The following is a 22,113-nucleotide window of genomic DNA, read 5'->3' as shown; positions in this document are numbered from 1 at the left end:
CCGGTTGGGAGGCTTTATTGTTCGTCTTCGCATTCATTCTCACACGACGAATTGCCTCCCAGTCAGGGGAAGGTAAAAAAGAATGCGAAGAAAAACGGAGCTGATTTCATTGGGGTATCCACTGTGTCTTGAAAGGTTAAAGTAACCGCTGCAATTTCCTTCTGTCAATAAAAAACGCGCCCGCAGGCGCGTTATCCTCATTTTAACGAATTTATTCTTCGTCAGCCTCAACCACGCTGAGGTCTTTCACGCTGGCGTTAGCGCGGCGCGCTTCGCCTTTATGCTGAACCTTGTTCAGCTGACGCTCCAGTTTGTTGATCAGGTCATTGATTGCGGTATACATATCTTCATGTTTAGCACTGGCAATCAGCGGACCGTTGGGCGTGTTGATGTTCGCATCGGCAACAAACTCCTTCGGCTCCTTCGAAAGAACAATGTGCGGGTTTATCAGGTGGGTTTGCCACTTTTCAAGCTTGGCTAGACGGTCTTCGACATGCTGGCGAATTGCCGGAGTAATTTCCATTTGTTTACTGGTAATGTTCAGAACCATAGTGCTTACCTCTCTGTCATTTCCGTCTTGGTAGGTCCAGCATAGCGCGTAAAATCGATAAATGTGTGATAAAGATCACGTTTTTTTGTCACTTTTTGTCAAGTGCACGAAAATTGCGAGCAGGGCAGGTAAATGGCGTTTCAGGGGTTGTACGCGGGCATGTTAACTGGCATTGTTGATGGGTTAACCGGACAGGAAATTTGGCGTTTAGCTGGGTTTTTAGTCAAAAAAAAGGCAGCCCGCAGGCTGCCTTTTTTATTGCGTCAGAATCAGGCCTGATTAGCGGCAATGATTTTTGCTACGCGCTCGGCTTCCGCGTTCAACTGCAGCTGACGGTAAGCATTTTCCATCAGTGGCAGAGCTGTTCGGGTTGCCTGAGTATCCGGATAATCTTTCAGCATTTGCTCTACACGGTTAACCACAGCGACATATGCCTCGCGTTTAGTGTAGAATTCCGCCACGGATAGCTCATATTTCGCCAGGCGATCTTTCAGGAACACCAGGCGCTTGCGTGCATCCGTCGCATACTGGCTGTTTGGATAGCCACGCAGCAGCTGCGAGAAGTCTTTGAATGCATCACGCGCATGGGTTGGATCGCGGTCTGAGCGGTCGATACCAAAAAAGCCCTGCAATGCGCTGTCATCCAGCGCCATGTCCGTCAGGCCACGCATATAGATCACGTAATCAATGTTCGGATGGGTCGGGTTCAGGCGCATAAAGCGGTCGATAGCGGCCTGCGCCAGCGGCAAATCGGCATTTTTATAGTAAGCGTAGATCAGGTCTAGCTGAACTTGCTGGGAGTAAGGGCCGAAAGGATAGCGGTTATCGAGCGCTTCCAGTTGCGTTATTGCTCCTTTAAAGTTACCGTCCTGCAGTTTTTGCTGGGCAGTGGCATAAATCTCGGAAGGTGGGCTGTCTGGCACCACATCCTTGGAGCCGGAACATCCAGCTAATGCCAGGCTCAACGTGGCTGCAGCCACCAGATATTTCATACGCGTCATGACGATTTGCTTATCCTCAGAGTGTTATTCAGGAAGCTGTCCGTTAAGCCTCCGGTAGTGACCAGGTACGATAGCACATTATATTAAACGGCATCGCCGTGAAAACCCAACGTTAACGAAGAAGCTGTTTATTTATGGCACAACAAGTAAAACTCAACGCAACGGTATCCGAATCGCAACTCGGACAACGGTTAGATCAGGCTTTGGCCGAATTGTTCCCTGATTATTCACGTTCTCGCATAAAAGAGTGGATTCTGGACCGTCGCGTCACCGTAAACGGTGCAATTATCGACAAACCCAAAGAAAAAGTGCTCGGCGGTGAGCAAATCGTCATCGATGCAGAGATCGAAGAGGAAGCTCGCTGGGAGGCGCAGGACATCCCACTCAATATCGTCTATGAAGATGACGACATTTTGGTGATCAACAAGCCACGCGATCTGGTGGTGCACCCTGGCGCCGGTAATCCGGATGGCACGGTGCTAAATGCCTTGCTGCATCATTTCCCGGCGATTGCCGATGTGCCGCGCGCGGGCATCGTTCACCGCCTTGATAAAGACACGACCGGTCTGATGGTCGTGGCGAAAACGGTTCCTGCCCAGACTCACCTGGTGGAGTCTCTGCAGCTGCGTGAATTCACCCGTGAATATGAAGCCGTGGCAATTGGTCGCATGACGGCGGGCGGAACGGTTAACGAGCCGATCAGCCGCCATTCGACCAAGCGTACCCATATGGCCGTTCATCCGATGGGTAAACCGGCTACTACGCACTATCGTATTATGGAGCATTTCCGCGCGCACACGCGTCTGCGTCTGCGCCTTGAAACCGGACGTACGCACCAGATCCGTGTGCATATGTCACATATTAATCATCCGCTGGTGGGCGATCCGTTATACGGTGGCCGCCCGCGTCCGCCAAAAGGTGCATCTGAAGCCTTTATCGGTACGCTGCGAGGCTTTGACCGCCAGGCACTGCACGCCACCATGCTGCGCCTTTACCATCCGATCACCGGGATTGAGATGGAATGGCATGCGCCGCTGCCGCAGGATATGGTCGACCTGATCAATGCCCTGAAGGCCGATACCGAAGAATTCAAAGAGCAGATGGACTGGTAATGAGCCTGATCGTACCTAACTGGTCGGTTCCCGTTAACGTTCGCGCGTGCAGCAGTACGCGCAAAGGTGGAGTCAGTCAGGCGCCGTGGAACAGCCTTAATCTTGGCGATCGCGTCGGTGATGACCCTGAGCACGTGCGGGTGAATCGCCAGCGGCTGCTTGAGCTGGGCGATCTGCCTTCGATGCCGCAATGGCTGGAACAGGTTCACGGTACGGACGTTTTGCCGCTCAGCTGGCAGACTCCCGCTTCACTGCGTGCGGATGCGGCCTATACCCGTACGCCGGGCGTCGTGTGCGCGGTGATGACGGCTGACTGTCTTCCGGTGCTGTTTTGTTCGCAGGATGGTCAGGAAGTGGCGGCTGCTCATGCTGGCTGGCGCGGTCTGTGTAATGGCGTGCTGGAGGAGACCTTAAACGCTTTTTCGGCGCCCCCTGCTGAGATTTCTGTCTGGCTTGGTCCGGCGATTGGCCCCGATGCATTTGAAGTTGGCCCGGAGGTGCGCGAGGCGTTCATTGCGCAAAATCCAGGCGATTCAGCAGCTTTCCGCCCGGCAGGCGAAAAGTTTTATGCGGATTTATGGCTGCTGGCAAAACAGCGGCTACAGGCCTGCGGAGTGCGCCAGGTCTGGGGTGGCGGCCAATGTACCCATACTCAGGCTGAGCAATTTTTCTCCTTCCGACGCGATGGCGTCACCGGCCGTATGGCAAGTTTGATCTGGCTGATATAACCTAGCGCGATAAGACGGTCCGGATTGATGTTTTTTTCTCCAAAATGTCAGGTCATTAACCTTGAAAAATTTGAGGGATGACCTCATTTAATCTCCAGTAGCAACTTGACCTGATAGGGGGAAATTATGCGTCTGGATCGTCTTACTAACAAATTCCAACTGGCACTCGCCGACGCCCAGTCACTGGCTCTTGGCCACGACAACCAATTCATTGAACCTCTGCATCTGATGAGCGCACTGCTCACTCAGGAAGGTGGGTCCGTTCGCCCTTTACTGACTTCAGCCAGCGTGGACGTTTCGTCCCTGCGTAACGCGATTGAACAAGCACTCAGCCGTCTGCCGCAGGTGGAAGGTACCGAGGGTGATGTTCAGCCGTCTGCTGACCTGGTGCGGGTACTTAATCTGTGCGACAAGCTGGCGCAGAAGCGCGGCGACAACTTTATCTCATCAGAATTATTCGTTCTGGCGGCGCTCGATTCGCGCGGTTCGCTGGCTGATTTATTGAAATCTGCCGGAGCAACCAGCGACAAGCTAACCAAAGCCATAGACCAGATGCGTGGAGGCGACAGCGTGAACGACCAGGGAGCTGAAGATCAGCGCCAGGCATTAAAGAAATACACCATCGATCTGACCGAGCGTGCTGAGCTGGGCAAACTCGACCCTGTCATCGGCCGTGACGAGGAGATCCGCCGTACGATTCAGGTTCTGCAGCGCCGTACCAAAAATAACCCGGTGCTGATCGGTGAGCCAGGCGTGGGTAAAACCGCGATCGTGGAAGGGCTGGCGCAGCGCATTATCAATGGCGAAGTGCCGGAAGGGCTGAAAGGCCGCCGCGTTCTGTCGCTGGACATGGGTGCATTGATTGCCGGGGCGAAGTACCGCGGTGAGTTCGAAGAGCGCCTTAAAGCAGTATTGAGCGACCTGGCGAAACAGGAAGGGAACGTCATTCTGTTTATTGACGAGCTACATACCATGGTCGGCGCCGGTAAAGCCGACGGCGCAATGGATGCCGGTAATATGCTGAAACCGGCATTGGCGCGCGGTGAGCTGCACTGCGTGGGCGCCACTACGCTGGATGAGTATCGTCAGTATATAGAGAAGGATGCCGCGCTGGAGCGTCGTTTCCAGAAAGTGTTTGTTGCCGAGCCGAGCGTGGAAGACACCATCGCTATTCTGCGCGGGCTGAAAGAGCGCTATGAGCTGCATCACCATGTGCAGATCACCGACCCGGCAATTGTGGCGGCCGCGACCTTATCGCACCGCTATATTGCTGACCGCCAGCTGCCGGACAAAGCCATCGACCTGATCGATGAAGCTGCTTCAAGCATCCGTATGCAGATTGACTCGAAGCCGGAATCACTGGACCGCTTGGAACGCCGGATTATCCAGCTCAAGCTGGAGCAGCAGGCGCTGAAGAAAGAGTCTGACGATGCCAGCATCAAGCGTCTGGATATGCTGGAAGCTGAGCTGAGCCAGAAAGAGCGCGAGTATTCAGAGCTGGAAGAAGAGTGGAAGGCGGAGAAAGCCTCTCTGTCCGGTACTCAGCATATCAAGACAGAGCTGGAAAATGCCAAGCTGGCGATGGAGCAGGCGCGCCGTCAGGGCGACCTGGCCCAGATGTCAGAACTGCAGTACGGTAAAATTCCAGAGTTGGAAAAACAGCTGGAGAGCGCCACTCAGTCTGAAGGCAAAACCATGCGCCTGTTGCGTAACCGCGTGACCGACGTCGAAATTGCCGACGTACTGGCGCGCTGGACCGGCATCCCAGTGGACCGCATGATGGAAGGTGAGCGCGACAAGCTGTTGCGTATGGAACAGCAGCTGCATACGCGGGTGATTGGTCAGAATGAAGCGGTTGAAGCGGTTTCAAATGCGATTCGCCGCAGCCGTGCAGGCCTGGCCGATCCTAACCGCCCGATCGGTTCATTCCTGTTCCTCGGTCCAACCGGGGTGGGTAAAACTGAGCTCTGCAAAGCGCTGGCGAATTTTATGTTCGACAGTGACGATGCCATGGTGCGCATTGATATGTCCGAGTTTATGGAAAAACACTCTGTCTCGCGTCTGGTTGGTGCTCCTCCCGGCTATGTCGGATATGAAGAGGGTGGCTACCTGACAGAAGCGGTTCGTCGTCGTCCTTACTCGGTGATCCTGCTGGATGAAGTCGAGAAGGCGCATCCGGATGTGTTTAACATTCTGCTGCAGGTACTGGATGACGGTCGCCTGACGGATGGCCAGGGTAGAACGGTCGATTTCCGTAACACCGTGGTAATCATGACTTCGAACCTCGGTTCCGACCTGATTCAGGAGCGTTTCGGCGCGCTGAGTTACGATGCGATGAAAGAGATGGTGATGGCCGTAGTTAGCCAAAGCTTCCGCCCTGAGTTCATCAACCGTATTGATGAGCTGGTGGTGTTCCACCCGCTGGGCGAGCAGCATATTGCCTCTATTGCACGTATTCAGCTGACGCGTCTGTATCAGCGCCTCGAAGAGCGCGGTTATGAACTGCATATCGCAGAAGCAGCATTGCAGAAACTGGCGGAGAATGGTTACGACCCGGTTTACGGGGCAAGGCCGCTCAAACGTGCGATTCAGCAGCAGATAGAGAATCCGCTGGCGCAGCAGATTTTGTCCGGGGAGTTAGTGCCGGGCAAAACCATCCAAATGGATGTGGAAAACGATATCATCGTCGCACATCAGTAATAACGGTAAGTGACAAAAATGGGCCTCTGGCCCATTTTTGTTTATTAAAGAGGCAAAAAACGGGCCTTAAAGGGTCTTTTGCCTGGAAAGTGAGCGCTTGAAAAGTTTTTTGCGATTTGCCCTTGCCACTCTCCAGAAAATCCCTATACTGCGCCTCCACTGACACGGAACAACGGCTTACAGGCCAGCGTGTTAAGAGGTTCAGGAAGTATCTGAACCGCCGGAAAAACTTCTCAAAAAGAAGTTGACTCCGAAGGAGGAAAGCGTAATATACGCCACCTCGCGACAGGAAGCTTCGGCACTGTTCGCAACGCTCTTTAACAATTTATCAGACAATCTGTGTGGGCACTCGCAGGATTGATATCAGCGTCTCCGGACGTAAAAAATATCAAGCCTCACGAGTGAACACATAATGAAATTCATTATGACGTTTTACAGATGAGCACCGCTGAACTTGTTTCAGCAAATCGAACTTTTAATTGAAGAGTTTGATCATGGCTCAGATTGAACGCTGGCGGCAGGCCTAACACATGCAAGTCGAACGGTAGCACAGAGAGCTTGCTCTTGGGTGACGAGTGGCGGACGGGTGAGTAATGTCTGGGAAACTGCCCGATGGAGGGGGATAACTACTGGAAACGGTAGCTAATACCGCATAACGTCTTCGGACCAAAGTGGGGGACCTTCGGGCCTCACACCATCGGATGTGCCCAGATGGGATTAGCTAGTAGGTGGGGTAACGGCTCACCTAGGCGACGATCCCTAGCTGGTCTGAGAGGATGACCAGCCACACTGGAACTGAGACACGGTCCAGACTCCTACGGGAGGCAGCAGTGGGGAATATTGCACAATGGGCGAAAGCCTGATGCAGCCATGCCGCGTGTATGAAGAAGGCCTTCGGGTTGTAAAGTACTTTCAGTGGGGAGGAAGGCGATGAAGTTAATAGCTTCGTCGATTGACGTTACCCGCAGAAGAAGCACCGGCTAACTCCGTGCCAGCAGCCGCGGTAATACGGAGGGTGCAAGCGTTAATCGGAATTACTGGGCGTAAAGCGCACGCAGGCGGTCTGTCAAGTCGGATGTGAAATCCCCGGGCTCAACCTGGGAACTGCATTCGAAACTGGCAGGCTAGAGTCTTGTAGAGGGGGGTAGAATTCCAGGTGTAGCGGTGAAATGCGTAGAGATCTGGAGGAATACCGGTGGCGAAGGCGGCCCCCTGGACAAAGACTGACGCTCAGGTGCGAAAGCGTGGGGAGCAAACAGGATTAGATACCCTGGTAGTCCACGCCGTAAACGATGTCGACTTGGAGGTTGTGCCCTTGAGGCGTGGCTTCCGGAGCTAACGCGTTAAGTCGACCGCCTGGGGAGTACGGCCGCAAGGTTAAAACTCAAATGAATTGACGGGGGCCCGCACAAGCGGTGGAGCATGTGGTTTAATTCGATGCAACGCGAAGAACCTTACCTGGCCTTGACATCCACGGAATTTGGCAGAGATGCCTTAGTGCCTTCGGGAACCGTGAGACAGGTGCTGCATGGCTGTCGTCAGCTCGTGTTGTGAAATGTTGGGTTAAGTCCCGCAACGAGCGCAACCCTTATCCTTTGTTGCCAGCGAGTAATGTCGGGAACTCAAAGGAGACTGCCGGTGATAAACCGGAGGAAGGTGGGGATGACGTCAAGTCATCATGGCCCTTACGGCCAGGGCTACACACGTGCTACAATGGCGCATACAAAGAGAAGCGACCTCGCGAGAGCAAGCGGACCTCATAAAGTGCGTCGTAGTCCGGATCGGAGTCTGCAACTCGACTCCGTGAAGTCGGAATCGCTAGTAATCGTAGATCAGAATGCTACGGTGAATACGTTCCCGGGCCTTGTACACACCGCCCGTCACACCATGGGAGTGGGTTGCAAAAGAAGTAGGTAGCTTAACCTTCGGGAGGGCGCTTACCACTTTGTGATTCATGACTGGGGTGAAGTCGTAACAAGGTAACCGTAGGGGAACCTGCGGTTGGATCACCTCCTTACCTGAAGATACCTTCCCGCGTAGTGTCCACACAGATTGTCTGATGAAAAAGTAACGAGCAGAAAAACCTCTACAGGCTTGTAGCTCAGGTGGTTAGAGCGCACCCCTGATAAGGGTGAGGTCGGTGGTTCAAGTCCACTCAGGCCTACCAAATTTGCACTCATGCGGCGTTATGCACTCGGTCGTTTACCAACGTAAACTTCCCTCCTGCATGCCTTGCCTGAGCACAAATTACATTTCTTCTTTGGAATGTAATGGTAGTAAAAGGTTTCTGTAAGACTGTATGGGGCTATAGCTCAGCTGGGAGAGCGCCTGCCTTGCACGCAGGAGGTCAGCGGTTCGATCCCGCTTAGCTCCACCATACTGTTTTTCTAAATAAAATACTTCAGAGTGTGCTGGATAACAGCATGCTGCGAAGTATTATGCTTTTTAACAATCCGGAACAAGCTGAAAATTGAAACGACGCGTCGCGTTCATTCTCCGTAATAAGAATGAAACTAACGATGCGTTCGAGTCTCTCAAATGCTCACGACAGCATGCTGTCCTTCGGGACGCTTGTGGGTTGTGAGGTTAAGCGACTAAGCGTACACGGTGGATGCCTAGGCAGTCAGAGGCGATGAAGGGCGTGCTAATCTGCGATAAGCGTCGGTAAGGTGATATGAACCGCAACAACCGACGATACCCGAATGGGGAAACCCAGTGTGATACGTCACACTATCATGTCATGAATACATAGTGGCATGAGGCGAACCGGGGGAACTGAAACATCTAAGTACCCCGAGGAAAAGAAATCAACCGAGATTCCCCCAGTAGCGGCGAGCGAACGGGGAACAGCCCAGAACCTGAATCAGCGGGTGCATTAGTGGAAGCGTCTGGAAAGTCGCAGGGTACAGGGTGATACTCCCGTACACAAAAATGCACTCGCTGTGAGTTCGATGAGTAGGGCGGGACACGTGACATCCTGTCTGAATATGGGGGGACCATCCTCCAAGGCTAAATACTCCTGACTGACCGATAGTGAACCAGTACCGTGAGGGAAAGGCGAAAAGAACCCCGGCGAGGGGAGTGAAACAGAACCTGAAACCGTGTACGTACAAGCAGTGGGAGCACCTTCGTGGTGTGACTGCGTACCTTTTGTATAATGGGTCAGCGACTTATATTCTGTAGCAAGGTTAACCGTATAGGGGAGCCGCAGGGAAACCGAGTCTTAACTGGGCGTTAAGTTGCAGGGTATAGACCCGAAACCCGGTGATCTAGCCATGGGCAGGTTGAAGGTTGGGTAACACTAACTGGAGGACCGAACCGACTAATGTTGAAAAATTAGCGGATGACTTGTGGCTGGGGGTGAAAGGCCAATCAAACCGGGAGATAGCTGGTTCTCCCCGAAAGCTATTTAGGTAGCGCCTCGTGAACTCATCTTCGGGGGTAGAGCACTGTTTCGGCTAGGGGGCCATCCCGGCTTACCAACCCGATGCAAACTGCGAATACCGAAGAATGTTATCACGGGAGACACACGGCGGGTGCTAACGTCCGTCGTGAAGAGGGAAACAACCCAGACCGCCAGCTAAGGTCCCAAAGTCATGGTTAAGTGGGAAACGATGTGGGAAGGCACAGACAGCCAGGATGTTGGCTTAGAAGCAGCCATCATTTAAAGAAAGCGTAATAGCTCACTGGTCGAGTCGGCCTGCGCGGAAGATGTAACGGGGCTAAACCATGCACCGAAGCTGCGGCAGCGATACGCAAGTATTGTTGGGTAGGGGAGCGTTCTGTAAGCCGTTGAAGGTGTGCTGTGAGGCATGCTGGAGGTATCAGAAGTGCGAATGCTGACATAAGTAACGATAAAGCGGGTGAAAAGCCCGCTCGCCGGAAGACCAAGGGTTCCTGTCCAACGTTAATCGGGGCAGGGTGAGTCGACCCCTAAGGCGAGGCCGAAAGGCGTAGTCGATGGGAAACGGGTTAATATTCCCGTACTCGGTGTTACTGCGAAGGGGGGACGGAGAAGGCTATGTTAGCCGGGCGACGGTTGTCCCGGTTTAAGCATGTAGGCGGAGAGTTTAGGTAAATCCGGACTCTTATCAACGCTGAGGTGTGATGACGAGGCACTACGGTGCTGAAGTAACAAATGCCCTGCTTCCAGGAAAAGCCTCTAAGCATCAGGTAACATCGAATCGTACCCCAAACCGACACAGGTGGTCAGGTAGAGAATACCAAGGCGCTTGAGAGAACTCGGGTGAAGGAACTAGGCAAAATGGTGCCGTAACTTCGGGAGAAGGCACGCTGTCGCTAGGTGAAGTCACTTGCTGACGGAGCTGAAGGCAGTCGAAGATACCAGCTGGCTGCAACTGTTTATTAAAAACACAGCACTGTGCAAACACGAAAGTGGACGTATACGGTGTGACGCCTGCCCGGTGCCGGAAGGTTAATTGATGGGGTTATCCGTAAGGAGAAGCTCTTGATCGAAGCCCCGGTAAACGGCGGCCGTAACTATAACGGTCCTAAGGTAGCGAAATTCCTTGTCGGGTAAGTTCCGACCTGCACGAATGGCGTAATGATGGCCAGGCTGTCTCCACCCGAGACTCAGTGAAATTGAACTCGCTGTGAAGATGCAGTGTACCCGCGGCAAGACGGAAAGACCCCGTGAACCTTTACTACAGCTTGACACTGAACATTGAGCCTTGATGTGTAGGATAGGTGGGAGGCTTTGAAGCGTGGACGCCAGTCTGCGTGGAGCCAACCTTGAAATACCACCCTTTAACGTTTGATGTTCTAACCTGGCGCCGTGATCCGGCGTGGGGACAGTGTCTGGTGGGTAGTTTGACTGGGGCGGTCTCCTCCTAAAGAGTAACGGAGGAGCACGAAGGTTAGCTAATCACGGTCGGACATCGTGAGGTTAGTGCAATGGCATAAGCTAGCTTGACTGCGAGAGTGACGGCTCGAGCAGGTGCGAAAGCAGGTCATAGTGATCCGGTGGTTCTGAATGGAAGGGCCATCGCTCAACGGATAAAAGGTACTCCGGGGATAACAGGCTGATACCGCCCAAGAGTTCATATCGACGGCGGTGTTTGGCACCTCGATGTCGGCTCATCACATCCTGGGGCTGAAGTAGGTCCCAAGGGTACGGCTGTTCGCCGTTTAAAGTGGTACGCGAGCTGGGTTTAGAACGTCGTGAGACAGTTCGGTCCCTATCTGCCGTGGGCGCTGGAGAATTGAGAGGGGTTGCTCCTAGTACGAGAGGACCGGAGTGAACGCACCACTGGTGTTCGGGTTGTCATGCCAATGGCATTGCCCGGTAGCTAAGTGCGGAAAAGATAAGCGCTGAAAGCATCTAAGCGCGAAACTTGCCTCGAGATGAATTCTCCCTGGGTCCTTGAGACCCCTGAAGGGACGTTGAAGACTACGACGTTGATAGGCCGGGTGTGTAAGCGCAGCGATGCGTTGAGCTAACCGGTACTAATGACCCGTGAGGCTTAACCTTACAACGCCAGAAGCGTTCTGGTGTGCGTTATGAGAGACGCAAAAGAGATTTTCAGCCTGTGACCGGATAACAATTTAGCGGGAACGAAATATTTTGTGCTGAAGCAAGGCGGCAAGCGAAGGAAAGGAGGGAGCATACTGAAGTATGTGACTGACTTTGCGAGCGCGGCCAACGCAGCAGCAGTGCAAAATATTCGTTTCGTGCACCAAGATTTGCCTGGCGGCTTTAGCGCGGTGGTCCCACCTGACCCCATGCCGAACTCAGAAGTGAAACGCCGTAGCGCCGATGGTAGTGTGGGGTCTCCCCATGCGAGAGTAGGGAACTGCCAGGCATCAAATAAAGCAATAACCCCGACCGAAAGGCCGGGGTTTTTTGCATTTCAGAATCCCCTTACCTTTATCTTCCCTCGGTCTTGTTCGCCATTCTCTGCCACTATGTAATAATCAATGCTGGCTCACATAAAACAAAATCAATCCTTATAAAACAAATTCTTAACAAACGCACATTTGAGTTAACTGTTACATTAACCAACTTAGGTGCTATTAAAGCAGGGAAAGAACTTACGAGGTTATTACATGGCAGAGTCCATCACCGAAACACATTCGCAGGCGCAAAATCCAATGAGCGCCCGCCAGCGCATCTGGGCAATCGTCGGTGCCTCATCCGGCAATCTCGTTGAGTGGTTCGACTTTTACGTCTACTCATTCTGCTCACTCTATTTCGCTCATATCTTCTTCCCGAGCGGCAACCCGACCACACAGCTGTTACAAACCGCAGGCGTCTTTGCTGCCGGATTCCTGATGCGGCCAATCGGCGGCTGGCTGTTTGGCTACATTGGCGATAAGCATGGGCGTAAAACGTCAATGCTGATCTCCGTGTGCATGATGTGCTTCGGTTCACTGGTTATCGCCTGTTTGCCGGGCTATGAAAGCATTGGCGTCTGGGCGCCGGTGCTGCTGCTGCTGGCGCGCCTGTTCCAGGGGCTATCCGTCGGAGGCGAATACGGCACCAGTGCAACCTACATGAGTGAAGTGGCAATAGAAGGGCGCAAAGGTTTCTACGCATCCTTCCAGTATGTCACTCTGATTGGCGGGCAGCTGCTGGCTTTGCTGACGGTGGTGGTACTGCAGCAGGTGCTGTCGGATGAAGATCTGCGCAGTTGGGGATGGCGCATTCCGTTCGCTATTGGCGCAGCGCTGGCCATAGTGGCGCTCTACCTGCGACGTTCACTGAATGAAACTTCAGATGATAAAACCCGCGGGCATAAAGATGCCGGATCGCTGAAGGGGCTGTGGAAGCACCGCCGCGCCTTTATCATGGTGTTGGGCTTTACGGCCGGAGGTTCACTCAGCTTCTACACGTTTACCACTTATATGCAGAAATACCTGGTGAATACGTCGGGAATGGACCATAAGACCGCCAGCGGGCTGATGACGATAGCCCTGTTTGTCTTTATGCTGCTGCAGCCGTTAATTGGCGCACTGTCGGATAAGATCGGGCGCCGCAACTCGATGCTGATCTTCGGGGGCTTTGCTGCGGTATGTACCGTGCCGATCCTTAGCGTGCTGCAAACCGTCAGCAGCCCGGTTCTGGCCTTCGCATTAGTCATGCTGGCCCTGCTGATCACCAGCTTCTACACCTCAATCAGCGGGATCCTCAAGGCGGAAATGTTCCCGCCCGAGGTGCGCGCCCTGGGGGTTGGCCTGTCTTATGCCGTGGCGAATGCGCTGTTTGGTGGCTCGGCGGAGTACGTGGCGCTGTCGCTGAAAGCGGCAGGCAGCGAAACCAGCTTCTTCTGGTATGTTTCCGCCATGGGCGCCGTTGCCTTCCTTGTTTCGCTGATGCTCCATCGCAGAGGCAAAGGGCTGAAACTGTAGTTACTGGCCGAGATTCCATAATGCATAGCCGGTGGCAGCACCGGCTATATCCCAGCTAAAATCCTTCCAGCTCCAGCCGCTCCCGCCTTCCCGGCTGTCATAAAACTCTTTTGCCGCCCCCAGACTGACGGAAAACAGCACGCCGAAGCTGCCGCTGTGGCCCGGACTCCAGTTTTGACGTTCGCCGTAAGCACTCCCCGCGGCGGAGAGAAAGGCCGATGAGAAAAAGTGCTGCGCTTTATCGCGCCCGGTCCACCGATCCTGGGCCATATGAGTACAGCCGCTGCACATTAACAGTAGCGCCAGCAGGAAAAAACGCATCGTCAACTCCCATAAAAAAGCCCTGTAAAAACAGGGCTGGATTTGAGCATTATAGTCGCTTACAGGATGCGGCTAATTAACCGGTCGATACGAATACGGCGCAGGCGACGGATGAGCTTGCGAACTTTAACCGGATAATCGGCGATGCTCTCCAGATCGTGGAAATGCTGCACGATCGTGGTGTGCTCACGGATCAGGCTCAGCTCGCGGTCGCGCTGTTCAGTCAGCTGCTGGAGCGGATCGTGGATCAGCACCGCGTTTTCGAGATCGAGGCGCCAGGCGCGCGGATTGAGGTTATTACCGGTCACCATCATCCACTCGTCATCTACCCACAGCCCCTTCAGGTGATAGCTGTTTTCACCATCTTTCCACAGGCGCACCGTCAGCTGCCCGCTGTTGATGTAATACTGCAAACGGCTGAGGAAGCGTCGCAGGTTAATCTCGTACAGATAAGGCAGCGCACCGATAATTTTGAACGGCTGATCTTGCGGAATATAGAAGTCGTTGGCGGTCTTATCACCAACAATAATCTCCACCTCTCTGCCCCGGCGCAGCAGCCAGATAATATTGCGCACCAGAATAGCCGGCAGATTAAAGTACGGCGTACAGATAGTCAGCTTCTGTTCGGCGCAGGGCATCAGATGGAAAATGGTTTTGTTCAACAGGCTGCGCTTACCTAACCCGACCAGCGGGGTGACCGCCAGCTCTTCGTTGTTCGCATCGCCGTTAAACTGATAATCAAAACCGCGCAGATCCTGACGGAACTGGCGCGTTTCATTCTTAATCTCCGGGCTTTTTGGGCGTTCAACCTGGTCGAGGCGATGCACGGCTTCGGCCTGAATCAGGTTGGTATCGATCCATTTAAACATGGTATCGGCCAGCACGCGGTTGCCGATCAGCTGATAGCGATCGTAACGGTATTTATCTTTCTGATGCAGGTAGACGTCGTTAAAGCTGGCGCCGGTGTAAAACAGCGTATCATCAATAATTGACCCTTTGAGATGCAGCACCCCAAGGGCTTCACGGGTATTGACAGGGATGCCATAAACCGGAATGGCAAAGCCGGGATTTTCCGCGGCCATCTCACAGTACCAGTCAGCGTTAGTGGCGCATGCGGCTGCACCGATGCGGCCGCGCTGGGCGCGATGCCAGTCAACCAGTATGCGGATGTCCAGCTCCGGGCGCTGTTTTTTCGCCGCATACAGTGCAGAAAGGATGGCGCGGCCACCCTCATCATTTTCCAGATAGAGAGCCACGATGCAGATGCGCCGGGACGCAGACGCAATTTTTTCCAGCAGCGTCTCGCGAAATTCCGCCGGGGAGTACAGCGTGGTGAAATCAGCAACTGACTGAGAAATTTTTGGCAGTTGCGCAAGGTGCTGTTGGTGTTTGTTTCGGTTGAATTTAGACAACATCACAGTGCGTTTCTTCTCTGTTCATGGAATGGCCTTTTGCCATAAAATCATCACTCTAACCGCGAATAATACCATTAGTTGGTGCGGATAGGGTGAGATTTACTTTTCAAGAAATATCTCTGCGGATTGCAGCGGTAGCGAAAGCCCGACGATACCCTCCTCCAGCTGCACTTCGACCGCAAATCCCAGCTTGCGCGCTAACGTCACCATGCCTTTGTTGCCCGGCATAGTAATTCCGTTGAGCTGCTGTAACCCATGCTGGCGCGTATAGATAATCATCTTCTCCAGCAATCTTCGGCCCAGCCCTAATCCCTTCAGGTCAGAGCGCACCAGCACGGAAAACTCGGCATCAATATTATCGGCATCCGAAATCGCGCGGGTCACACCAATAATCTCATCGCTGCCGTTATGCTGGCGAACCGCGACGATCGCCATTTCCCGATCGTAGTCGATCTGAGTCATATTCGCCAAGTCGTCATGGGTGAACTCATTGATCTCACTGAAGTAACGATAGTAGAGATCCTCTTTTGTCACCCGGGCGATAAACTGCTGTAGCAGCGGCTCATCCTCAGGGAGGATCGGCCGGAACAGGCAATGCTGACCATTCTTCAGCTCGACCGCCTCCTCCAGCGAGTGTGGATAGGGACGGATCGCCAGCCGGGCTTCGGCATCGCCGTGAAATTCCGCCAGCTGGAGCGTCACGTCCAGCAGGGTAAACTCACTGCCGCTCGCCAGCAGCGGATGAATATCCAGCCGCACAATCTCCGGACAGTCGACAATCAGGTTTGATACCTGCACCAGCACCTGGCTCAGTCCCGCGACATCCAGCGGATGCAGAGCGCTACGGCCGCGAATCTTCCCACTCTTAATTGCCTGAATGACCAGATAACGCGCCAGCGTCATGTTGAGCGGCGGCAGGGCCACCACCGCCTGACGGTCGGCCTGCCAGCTTACGCCGCCTTCACCCAGCATAATCACCGGCCCGAACAGCGGATCCTGCTCCACCACAATGCGCAGCTCCTGTGCCCCGGCACGGTTCGCCATACTCTGCACCAGCAGGCCATGCACCCGCGCCTGTGGCCAGGTCAGCCGCACGCGATCAACAATCGCATTCGCCGCCTGTTCCACCTCTTCCGGGCTACGCAGATAGAGCATCACCCCCTGAACTTCCGACTTGTGCGGAATATCCGGCGAGCGCAGCTTCAGCGCCACCGGGTAACCAATCTGTCCGGCGATACGCACCGCTTCAGCGCTGTCGCCCGCAATCCAGGTTGGCAGCGTTGTCAGCCCGTAAGCCTGCAAGATCGGCTGCACTTCATGGGTATCCAGCGTGCTGGCGCTTTCACTCAGCGCTTGCTGGATCAGACGGTGCGCATCGGCGGTATTGGCGGTGAGGTTAGCGGGTAGCGCCGGCGTTTCACGCAGCTGTTTCTGGTTACGGCGATACTCCACCATATGCATAAACGCGGTGACGGTGCCTTCCGGAGTGCGGTAAGTGGGAATGCCGCCGTCACTAAACAGGCGGCGTGCCTCCAGGGATGAGAACTCGCCGCACCAGTTGGTCAGCAGCGTAAGCTGCTTGCCGCGTGGATGCTGCTTCACCAGCTCAATCACTTTTTGCGCGGTCAGCGTGGGGGGGGCTACCGCGCTGGGCGCATGGATAATCAGCAGGGCGTCGAGGTCATGGCTGTCGAGCAGCAGAGAGAGCGCCTGCAGATAGCGTTCCGGAGTTGCATCATCTTTCAGATCGAGCGGGTTACCGGGCGTGATACCTTCCGGTAGCTGCGCGCTCAGCTGGGTAAGTAAAGGCTCACTCAGCGTGGCGAGCTTGCCGTTGCGCGCATCCAGCGCATCCAGCGCCAGCGCCGCCGGTGCCGCGCCGTTGCTGATAATCATCAGGCGTTCGCCGCGCAGCGGGCGCATATGGCTGAGCGTCTCCACTGCCGAAAACAGTTCGTGAGTGTCCTGCACGCGCAGTAATCCGGCGCGCTGAATGGCGGCATCCCACGCGGCATCCATCCCGCCGTGCGTGCGCAGCAGCTGCTGTGCCTGCGGGCTGCGGCCACTTTTGATCACCAGAATGGGTTTATTGCGGGCGGCGCTGCGGGCAGCGGAGACAAAGCGACGCGCATCGCTGAGATGTTCGAGATAAAGCAGGATCGCGCTGGTTTTGCCGTCGCGTGCCAGGAAGTCCAGCAGGTCATCGGCATCAATATCCAGGCTGTCGCCGAGCGCGATAAACCACGAGAAGCCCAGCTGGCGCTGCTGTGCCCAGTCGAGAATGGTGTTGGAGACCGCCGCAGACTGCGAAATAAACGCCAGCTTGCCCGGCGTAATCGGCACCGGCGAGAAGCTGGCATTCAGCCCCTGCCAGGGCGCCAGCAGGCCAAGGCTGTTCGGACCAAGCAGGCGGATCTGCCAGCGGCTGGCGCAGGCTTTCAGCTCGGTCAGCTGCTCTTCCGGGGCGGAGAGAATAATGCAGGCTTTACAGCCGCGTTCGCCCAGCGCGCCAAGCAGCTCAAGATTGCGTTTTGCATGGGTGCAGATAATGGCGAGATCGGGCGACAGCGGCAGGCTGGCAATATCGGGCCAGGCCAGCACGCCGCATACGGCCTGGTATTTTGGCGTCACCGGCAGCACCGGGCCGCTAAAGCCCCCGGCCAGCAGATTACGCATCATCAGATAACCGGCGCGTTCTGGCCGGGTCGAGGCACCGATCACCGCAATGGATTTCGGTCGTAGCAGGGCTTCAAGTCCGCGCTGGCTCATCTTCGTTCCCTCTGACAACGATGGGTTAATTCTACCTGTTGTCGGGCGAAGTTGTTGCCTGGTGTGTCAGTTAATTGATCGCTGGCGCTTTTTCGTCATCATTTTCAGCCGCCTGCTGTGGATGATGCGGCTTGCCCGCCAGATAGCGCTGGCGAAACAGATCGAAATGCTGAAACAGCGCTTCACCAGCGGAAGTATCACCGGCCTGCAGCAGCAGCTCGGCCGCCACTTCAGCAGTACAGTGCTGGCCAGCCGCATGCGCCACGCGCAGCTGATAGTTGGACGGGCGCGTCAGGTTAAGCGACATCACCGGCAGCGCATCCAGCCACGGGCTTTTACGGAACATTTTGCGCGCCTCGGTCCAGGTGCCGTCGAGCACAATAAATAGCGGAGGCTTACCGCTCAGCGGCGGGCTGTTCAGTACCGTGCGGCCCTCATCAGCGTAGGAGGCGGGAAACACCACCATCGGCTGATACTGCGGATCGCGCACTGCGGCAAGCAGTGCCGGGTCCGGCTCGGTGCGCGACCAGCCGAACGCCAGCGTGTCCGGCAGGATATCGGCAATCAGGCGACCGGTGTTGCTTGGCTTCATCGGCTCGCTGTCAAACATCACCAGGCAGAAACGGCTGCGCGCCTGCTGCGGGCTGAGCGTCGCGCACAGGCAGTTCTTTTCTGGCAGCAGGCAGCGCTGGCAGCGGCGGGTGCGGTTACCTCGGGCAAGGAAAGGGCGGGTGGCACGGGCGAGACGGGCAGCGCGCAGGCGCAGAACGGCGTTATCGGTCATCTTGGATCATCAGCGAAAAACGCTATTCTAACGGATTGTGGCCGGGCATGCCCGGCCAGATGCTTACAGGTTTTCGTTCAGCCACTCTTCGAACGGCGCTTTCGGCATTGCCCCGTTCAGCATGTCGGCCATCTGGCCCTGCTTGAACACCATAATGGTGGGGATGCTGCGAATGCGGAAGCGCGCGCTCAGCTCCGGCTCCGCCTCGGTATTCACCTTCAGGAAGCGGATCTGCCCGCTGCGCTCCTGAGCCACGGATTCATACACCGGAGCGAAATTGACGCACGGCCCGCACCACGGGGCCCAGAAGTCGATAACCACCGGCAGGTCATCCTGGAGGTATTTATCCAGGGTCGCCGCCGTGGCATTCACCACGTGGCCGTCGAATAAGTCATTGCCGCAGCGGCCGCATTTCGCGCCGTCGGACACGCGTTCGACGGGGACGCGATTGGTGGCCTGGCAGGATGCACAAACGGTATTCATTATTCACCTCAGTCTGGTAGTAAGTGATTACTTACTGCATTTTCAGTAAATCAGCCAGCATTATGCTGGCCCCGTTAATGTGGAACAACGCGATTTGTTCAATGGGTATAATAGGTAATGTCTGGCAAACTGGCTGCGCGCCTGAACGGCCCACTCCCGGGTCAGCGGCTTTTGTTGGAAGTTAATAGCTAAGCGCCGCCACATCAGGTAATCTGCGCGCTTCGCGCTCAGCCCAGGTGGAGGAAAAATGAACGACGAATTTAAAGGTAAGAGCGGCAAGGTCAAAGTGATGTATGTCCGCGGCGATGATGAGAAGAGCACTAAGGGCGGGAACCCCCGTACCGGTAAAGGCGCTCCTCGTCCACAGCAGGATGGCGCGCGCCGTCCGGCACGAAATGCAGACAGCAAGCCACGTGGCGGGCGCGATCGCGACGAAGGGCACTCTGACTCTCCGTGGCGTACCGTTTCCCGTGCGCCAAATGCAGTAGCAGACGATAAGCCGGATCACGGCGGTATCAGCGGTAAAAGCTATATCGACCCGGAGCAGATCCGTCGTCAGCGTATGGAAGAGACGCGTGTGTATGGCGAAAATGCCTGCCAGGCGCTGTTCCAGAGCCGTCCGGAGTGCATCGTGCGCGCCTGGTTTATCCAGAGCGTTACGCCGCGTTTCCGTGAAGCACTGAAGTATATGGCGGCTAACCGCAAGGCTTACCACACCGTGGATGAAGCCGAACTGCAGAAAGCCTCCGGCACCGAGCACCATGGTGGCGTCTGCTTCCTGATCAAAAAGCGCTCCGGCATGCCGGTCAGCGAATGGCTGTCAACCGCAGGTGAGAAAGACTGCGTGCTGGCGCTGGAGGATATCGGCAACCCGCACAACCTGGGTGGCATCATGCGCAGCTGTGCGCATTTTGGCGTCAAAGGTTTGCTGGTGGATGATGCTTCGATGCTGGAGTCAGGCGCTGCGGTGCGTACTGCAGAGGGTGGCGCAGAGCACGTTCAGGCCATTAGCGGCGAAAGCTTTGCTGCCGGTCTGAGTGCGTTCCGTAAAGCCGGTTATACCATTGTGACCACGTCCAGTCATAAAGGCGTGCCGCTGTCCCGTGCAGAGCTGCCGGCCAAAATGGTGCTGGTGCTGGGTCAGGAGCGCGATGGTCTGTCTGACAGCACGTTCGATCAGGGCGACCTCAGCGTCTCCATCGGCGGTACCGGTAAGGTAGAAAGCCTGAACGTCTCCGTTGCAACCGGCGTCCTGCTGGCTGAATGGTGGCGTCAGAACGCCTGATGCAGTGATAAAAAGGGGGCGGCCATTTACGTGGTCGCCCCCTTTTTTATGCCGGCAATTTAGTGCGCGCCGCCGCCCCCGCCGCCTGCACCGAACGGTGGACGGGCAAACCATATCAGCACCAGCAGCAGGATAAACACCCCGGCAGAAGCCCAGAAAATCTCATTGGCGGAGATAATCAGCCCCTGATTGGTGATCTGCTGCGCGATATACGCAGAAGCCTGGTCGTGGGTCATCCCCAGCTGTTGCAGCTTCGCGTACATCTCCTGGCTGTTAGTACTGTACGGAGTGACCGATTCCGTCAATTGAGCATGGTGCAATGACTCACGATCGCTCCACATGGTGGTGGTGATCGAGGTGCCAATCGAACCTGCCAGCGTACGGGTGAAGTTCGACAGGCTCGATGCCGCTGCCAGCCTCTCCGGCGGTAAGCCTGACAGCGTAATGGTGGTCAACGGCATAAAGAAGCAGGCCACGGCAAAGCCCTGGATAAACTGCGGCCACGCCGATGCTCCAAAGTCCATGCCCGGTTCAAAGGTATACGCACGCCAGTAGAAGCACACTGCATACATAATGAAGCTGAAGGTGACCAGCCGTCGCATATCCAGCTTATGCGCAAAACGGCCGATAATCGGCGACAGGATCACCGGGATAATCCCAACCGGCGCCGATGCCAACCCGGCCCAGGTGGCGGTGTAACCGTACACCTCCTGCAACAGCTGCGGCAGCAGAACAATCGAGCCGAAGTAGAGCATATAGGCGAGACTGATCGACAGACAGCCAATGGTGAAGTTGCGCGACTTAAACAGCGACAAATCCACTATCGGGTGGTCGTCGGTCAACTCCCACACCAGTAGCACCGCCAGGGCTACGACGGCAACGACCGTTAAAATAATGATTTCAGTGGAGCTGAACCAGTCCAGCTCTTTACCGCGGTCCAGCATCACCTGCAGACAGCCGATACCCACCACCAGCAGCACCAGGCCAACGGTATCAATCGGGCGGATTATCGTTTCCGTTTCACGGTTGCGCAGCGTTTGCAGCGCAAGGATCACTACCACCACACCAATCGGCACGTTGATAAAGAAGATCCAGCCCCAGTGGTAGTTATCGCTGATCCAGCCGCCGAGGATCGGGCCGCAGATCGGCGCGACGATCACCGTCATCGCCCACAGTGAAAGCGCCATACTGCGCTTCGCCGGAGGATAGTTGCTCAGCAGCAGGCTCTGCGACAGCGGGATCAGCGGCCCGGCGACCACCCCCTGAATCACGCGGAAGAAGATCAGCATGGTCAGGCTTTCGGACATGCCGCAGGCCCATGACGCGATGGCAAACGCCACCGTCGACCACAGGAACAGTTTCACCTCACCAAAACGCTTGGCCAGCCAGCCGGTGATCGGGATTGAAATGGCGTTAGCCACGCCAAACGAGGTGATCACCCAGGTTCCCTGAGAGTTCGATGCCCCCAGGTTTCCGGCAATAGTGGGGATCGCCACGTTAGCAATCGTGGAGTCCAGCACCTGCATAAATGTTGCCAGCGACAGCGCAATGGTCATCAGGACCAGCTGCGTGCCTTCAAGCGGTTTACGCGCCATAA

14 protein-coding genes, 2 tRNA genes, 3 rRNA genes and 1 other annotated feature (1 of these 20 running past the window's edge) are annotated in these 22,113 nt (G+C 55.4%); of the genes, 10 read left to right on the top strand and 9 right to left on the bottom strand.

Going from position 1 to position 22,113, the window contains the following annotated elements; translation table 11 throughout:
- Window positions 1-111, bottom strand: a sequence feature (Phe leader region) (it extends 14 nt beyond the left edge of the window).
- The 3 genes from pheL to bamD form a co-directional block, all read right to left on the bottom strand.
- Entirely contained in the window at window positions 63-110 is a 48-nt protein-coding gene (gene pheL / locus J2Y91_RS03015; RefSeq protein WP_133625021.1) for a pheA operon leader peptide PheL, read from the bottom strand. It overlaps the preceding feature by 48 nt.
- 100 nt (window positions 112-211) lie before the next feature.
- The gene (raiA, locus tag J2Y91_RS03010; RefSeq protein ID WP_099753847.1) at window positions 212-550 is read right to left on the bottom strand and encodes a ribosome-associated translation inhibitor RaiA; all 339 of its coding nucleotides are present in this window, start codon (window positions 548-550) and stop codon (window positions 212-214) included.
- Between the two features lie 269 nt (window positions 551-819).
- The gene (gene bamD / locus J2Y91_RS03005; protein ID WP_133622906.1) at window positions 820-1,551 is read right to left on the bottom strand and encodes an outer membrane protein assembly factor BamD; all 732 of its coding nucleotides are present in this window, start codon (window positions 1,549-1,551) and stop codon (window positions 820-822) included.
- A gap of 134 nt (window positions 1,552-1,685) precedes the next feature.
- Between bamD and rluD the strand changes: the two genes are divergently transcribed.
- The 9 genes from rluD (at window position 1,686) to J2Y91_RS02960 (ending at window position 13,459) form a co-directional block, all read left to right on the top strand.
- A complete protein-coding gene (gene rluD, locus J2Y91_RS03000) occupies window positions 1,686-2,663 on the top strand; it encodes a 23S rRNA pseudouridine(1911/1915/1917) synthase RluD (RefSeq protein ID WP_062818391.1) in 978 nt (325 codons plus the stop codon).
- Window positions 2,663-3,391, top strand: coding sequence for a purine nucleoside phosphorylase YfiH (gene yfiH / locus J2Y91_RS02995; RefSeq protein WP_133622907.1), 729 nt, complete (start codon window positions 2,663-2,665; stop codon window positions 3,389-3,391). Before rluD ends, yfiH begins: the two co-directional genes overlap by 1 nt.
- Window positions 3,392-3,517: 126 nt before the next feature.
- Complete coding sequence (gene clpB, locus J2Y91_RS02990; protein WP_133622908.1) at window positions 3,518-6,091, top strand: ATP-dependent chaperone ClpB; 2,574 nt, start codon at window positions 3,518-3,520, stop codon at window positions 6,089-6,091.
- A 476-nt stretch (window positions 6,092-6,567) separates the two neighbouring features.
- A 16S ribosomal RNA gene (locus J2Y91_RS02985) occupies window positions 6,568-8,108 on the top strand.
- A gap of 73 nt (window positions 8,109-8,181) precedes the next feature.
- Window positions 8,182-8,258, top strand: a tRNA-Ile gene (locus J2Y91_RS02980).
- A gap of 134 nt (window positions 8,259-8,392) precedes the next feature.
- A tRNA-Ala gene (locus tag J2Y91_RS02975) sits at window positions 8,393-8,468 on the top strand.
- 207 nt (window positions 8,469-8,675) lie between these two features.
- Window positions 8,676-11,582: ribosomal RNA gene (locus J2Y91_RS02970) — 23S ribosomal RNA — on the top strand.
- Between the two features lie 215 nt (window positions 11,583-11,797).
- A 5S ribosomal RNA gene (gene rrf / locus J2Y91_RS02965) occupies window positions 11,798-11,913 on the top strand.
- Together the 16S, 23S and 5S rRNA genes with 2 tRNA genes alongside form the textbook arrangement of a ribosomal RNA operon.
- 244 nt (window positions 11,914-12,157) lie before the next feature.
- Entirely contained in the window at window positions 12,158-13,459 is a 1,302-nt protein-coding gene (locus J2Y91_RS02960; protein ID WP_062818112.1) for an MFS transporter, read from the top strand.
- Here the strand turns inward: J2Y91_RS02960 and J2Y91_RS02955 are convergent, their stop codons facing one another.
- From J2Y91_RS02955 to trxC, 5 genes are all read right to left on the bottom strand, one after another.
- Window positions 13,460-13,780, bottom strand: a complete 321-nt coding sequence (locus J2Y91_RS02955) for a YfiM family lipoprotein (protein WP_048915025.1) — start codon at window positions 13,778-13,780, stop codon at window positions 13,460-13,462.
- A gap of 59 nt (window positions 13,781-13,839) precedes the next feature.
- The gene (gene pssA, locus J2Y91_RS02950; RefSeq protein ID WP_180276729.1) at window positions 13,840-15,198 is read right to left on the bottom strand and encodes a CDP-diacylglycerol--serine O-phosphatidyltransferase; all 1,359 of its coding nucleotides are present in this window, start codon (window positions 15,196-15,198) and stop codon (window positions 13,840-13,842) included.
- A gap of 96 nt (window positions 15,199-15,294) precedes the next feature.
- On the bottom strand, window positions 15,295-17,964 hold the full coding sequence (locus tag J2Y91_RS02940) for a bifunctional acetate--CoA ligase family protein/GNAT family N-acetyltransferase (RefSeq protein ID WP_133622909.1): 2,670 nt from the start codon (window positions 17,962-17,964) through the stop codon (window positions 15,295-15,297).
- A 70-nt stretch (window positions 17,965-18,034) separates the two neighbouring features.
- Window positions 18,035-18,748, bottom strand: coding sequence for a tRNA-uridine aminocarboxypropyltransferase (locus tag J2Y91_RS02935; protein WP_133622910.1), 714 nt, complete (start codon window positions 18,746-18,748; stop codon window positions 18,035-18,037).
- A gap of 63 nt (window positions 18,749-18,811) precedes the next feature.
- Window positions 18,812-19,231: a thioredoxin TrxC gene (gene trxC / locus J2Y91_RS02930; RefSeq protein ID WP_048915029.1), complete on the bottom strand. Its 420-nt coding sequence runs from the start codon at window positions 19,229-19,231 to the stop codon at window positions 18,812-18,814.
- A gap of 247 nt (window positions 19,232-19,478) precedes the next feature.
- On the opposite strand from trxC, the gene J2Y91_RS02925 reads away from it, so the two are divergent.
- Window positions 19,479-20,516: a tRNA/rRNA methyltransferase gene (locus tag J2Y91_RS02925; RefSeq protein ID WP_099753747.1), complete on the top strand. Its 1,038-nt coding sequence runs from the start codon at window positions 19,479-19,481 to the stop codon at window positions 20,514-20,516.
- A gap of 59 nt (window positions 20,517-20,575) precedes the next feature.
- On the opposite strand, the gene emrB is transcribed toward J2Y91_RS02925, so the two are convergent.
- Window positions 20,576-22,111 (bottom strand): multidrug efflux MFS transporter permease subunit EmrB, encoded by a 1,536-nt coding sequence (emrB, locus tag J2Y91_RS02920; RefSeq protein WP_253537247.1) that lies wholly within the window; start codon window positions 22,109-22,111, stop codon window positions 20,576-20,578.
- Window positions 22,112-22,113: the final 2 nt, after the last annotated feature.

The sequence above is a fragment of the Erwinia aphidicola genome (genome assembly GCF_024169515.1).
Classification (GTDB): domain Bacteria; phylum Pseudomonadota; class Gammaproteobacteria; order Enterobacterales; family Enterobacteriaceae; genus Erwinia; species Erwinia aphidicola.
This window is presented reverse-complemented; position numbering and strand designations above follow the sequence as displayed.

Coding starts and splice junctions, on each gene's coding strand:
- J2Y91_RS02935 (WP_133622910.1), bottom strand. CDS start 18,748: ATGACCGATAACGCCGTTCTGCGCCTGCGCGCTGCCCGTCTCGCCCGT.
- J2Y91_RS02955 (WP_048915025.1), bottom strand. CDS start 13,780: ATGCGTTTTTTCCTGCTGGCGCTACTGTTAATGTGCAGCGGCTGTACT.
- J2Y91_RS02925 (WP_099753747.1), top strand. CDS start 19,479: ATGAACGACGAATTTAAAGGTAAGAGCGGCAAGGTCAAAGTGATGTAT.
- J2Y91_RS02940 (WP_133622909.1), bottom strand. CDS start 17,964: ATGAGCCAGCGCGGACTTGAAGCCCTGCTACGACCGAAATCCATTGCG.
- clpB (WP_133622908.1), top strand. CDS start 3,518: ATGCGTCTGGATCGTCTTACTAACAAATTCCAACTGGCACTCGCCGAC.
- J2Y91_RS02960 (WP_062818112.1), top strand. CDS start 12,158: ATGGCAGAGTCCATCACCGAAACACATTCGCAGGCGCAAAATCCAATG.
- emrB (WP_253537247.1), bottom strand. CDS start 22,111: ATGGCGCGTAAACCGCTTGAAGGCACGCAGCTGGTCCTGATGACCATT.
- yfiH (WP_133622907.1), top strand. CDS start 2,663: ATGAGCCTGATCGTACCTAACTGGTCGGTTCCCGTTAACGTTCGCGCG.
- bamD (WP_133622906.1), bottom strand. CDS start 1,551: ATGACGCGTATGAAATATCTGGTGGCTGCAGCCACGTTGAGCCTGGCA.
- trxC (WP_048915029.1), bottom strand. CDS start 19,231: ATGAATACCGTTTGTGCATCCTGCCAGGCCACCAATCGCGTCCCCGTC.
- rluD (WP_062818391.1), top strand. CDS start 1,686: ATGGCACAACAAGTAAAACTCAACGCAACGGTATCCGAATCGCAACTC.
- raiA (WP_099753847.1), bottom strand. CDS start 550: ATGGTTCTGAACATTACCAGTAAACAAATGGAAATTACTCCGGCAATT.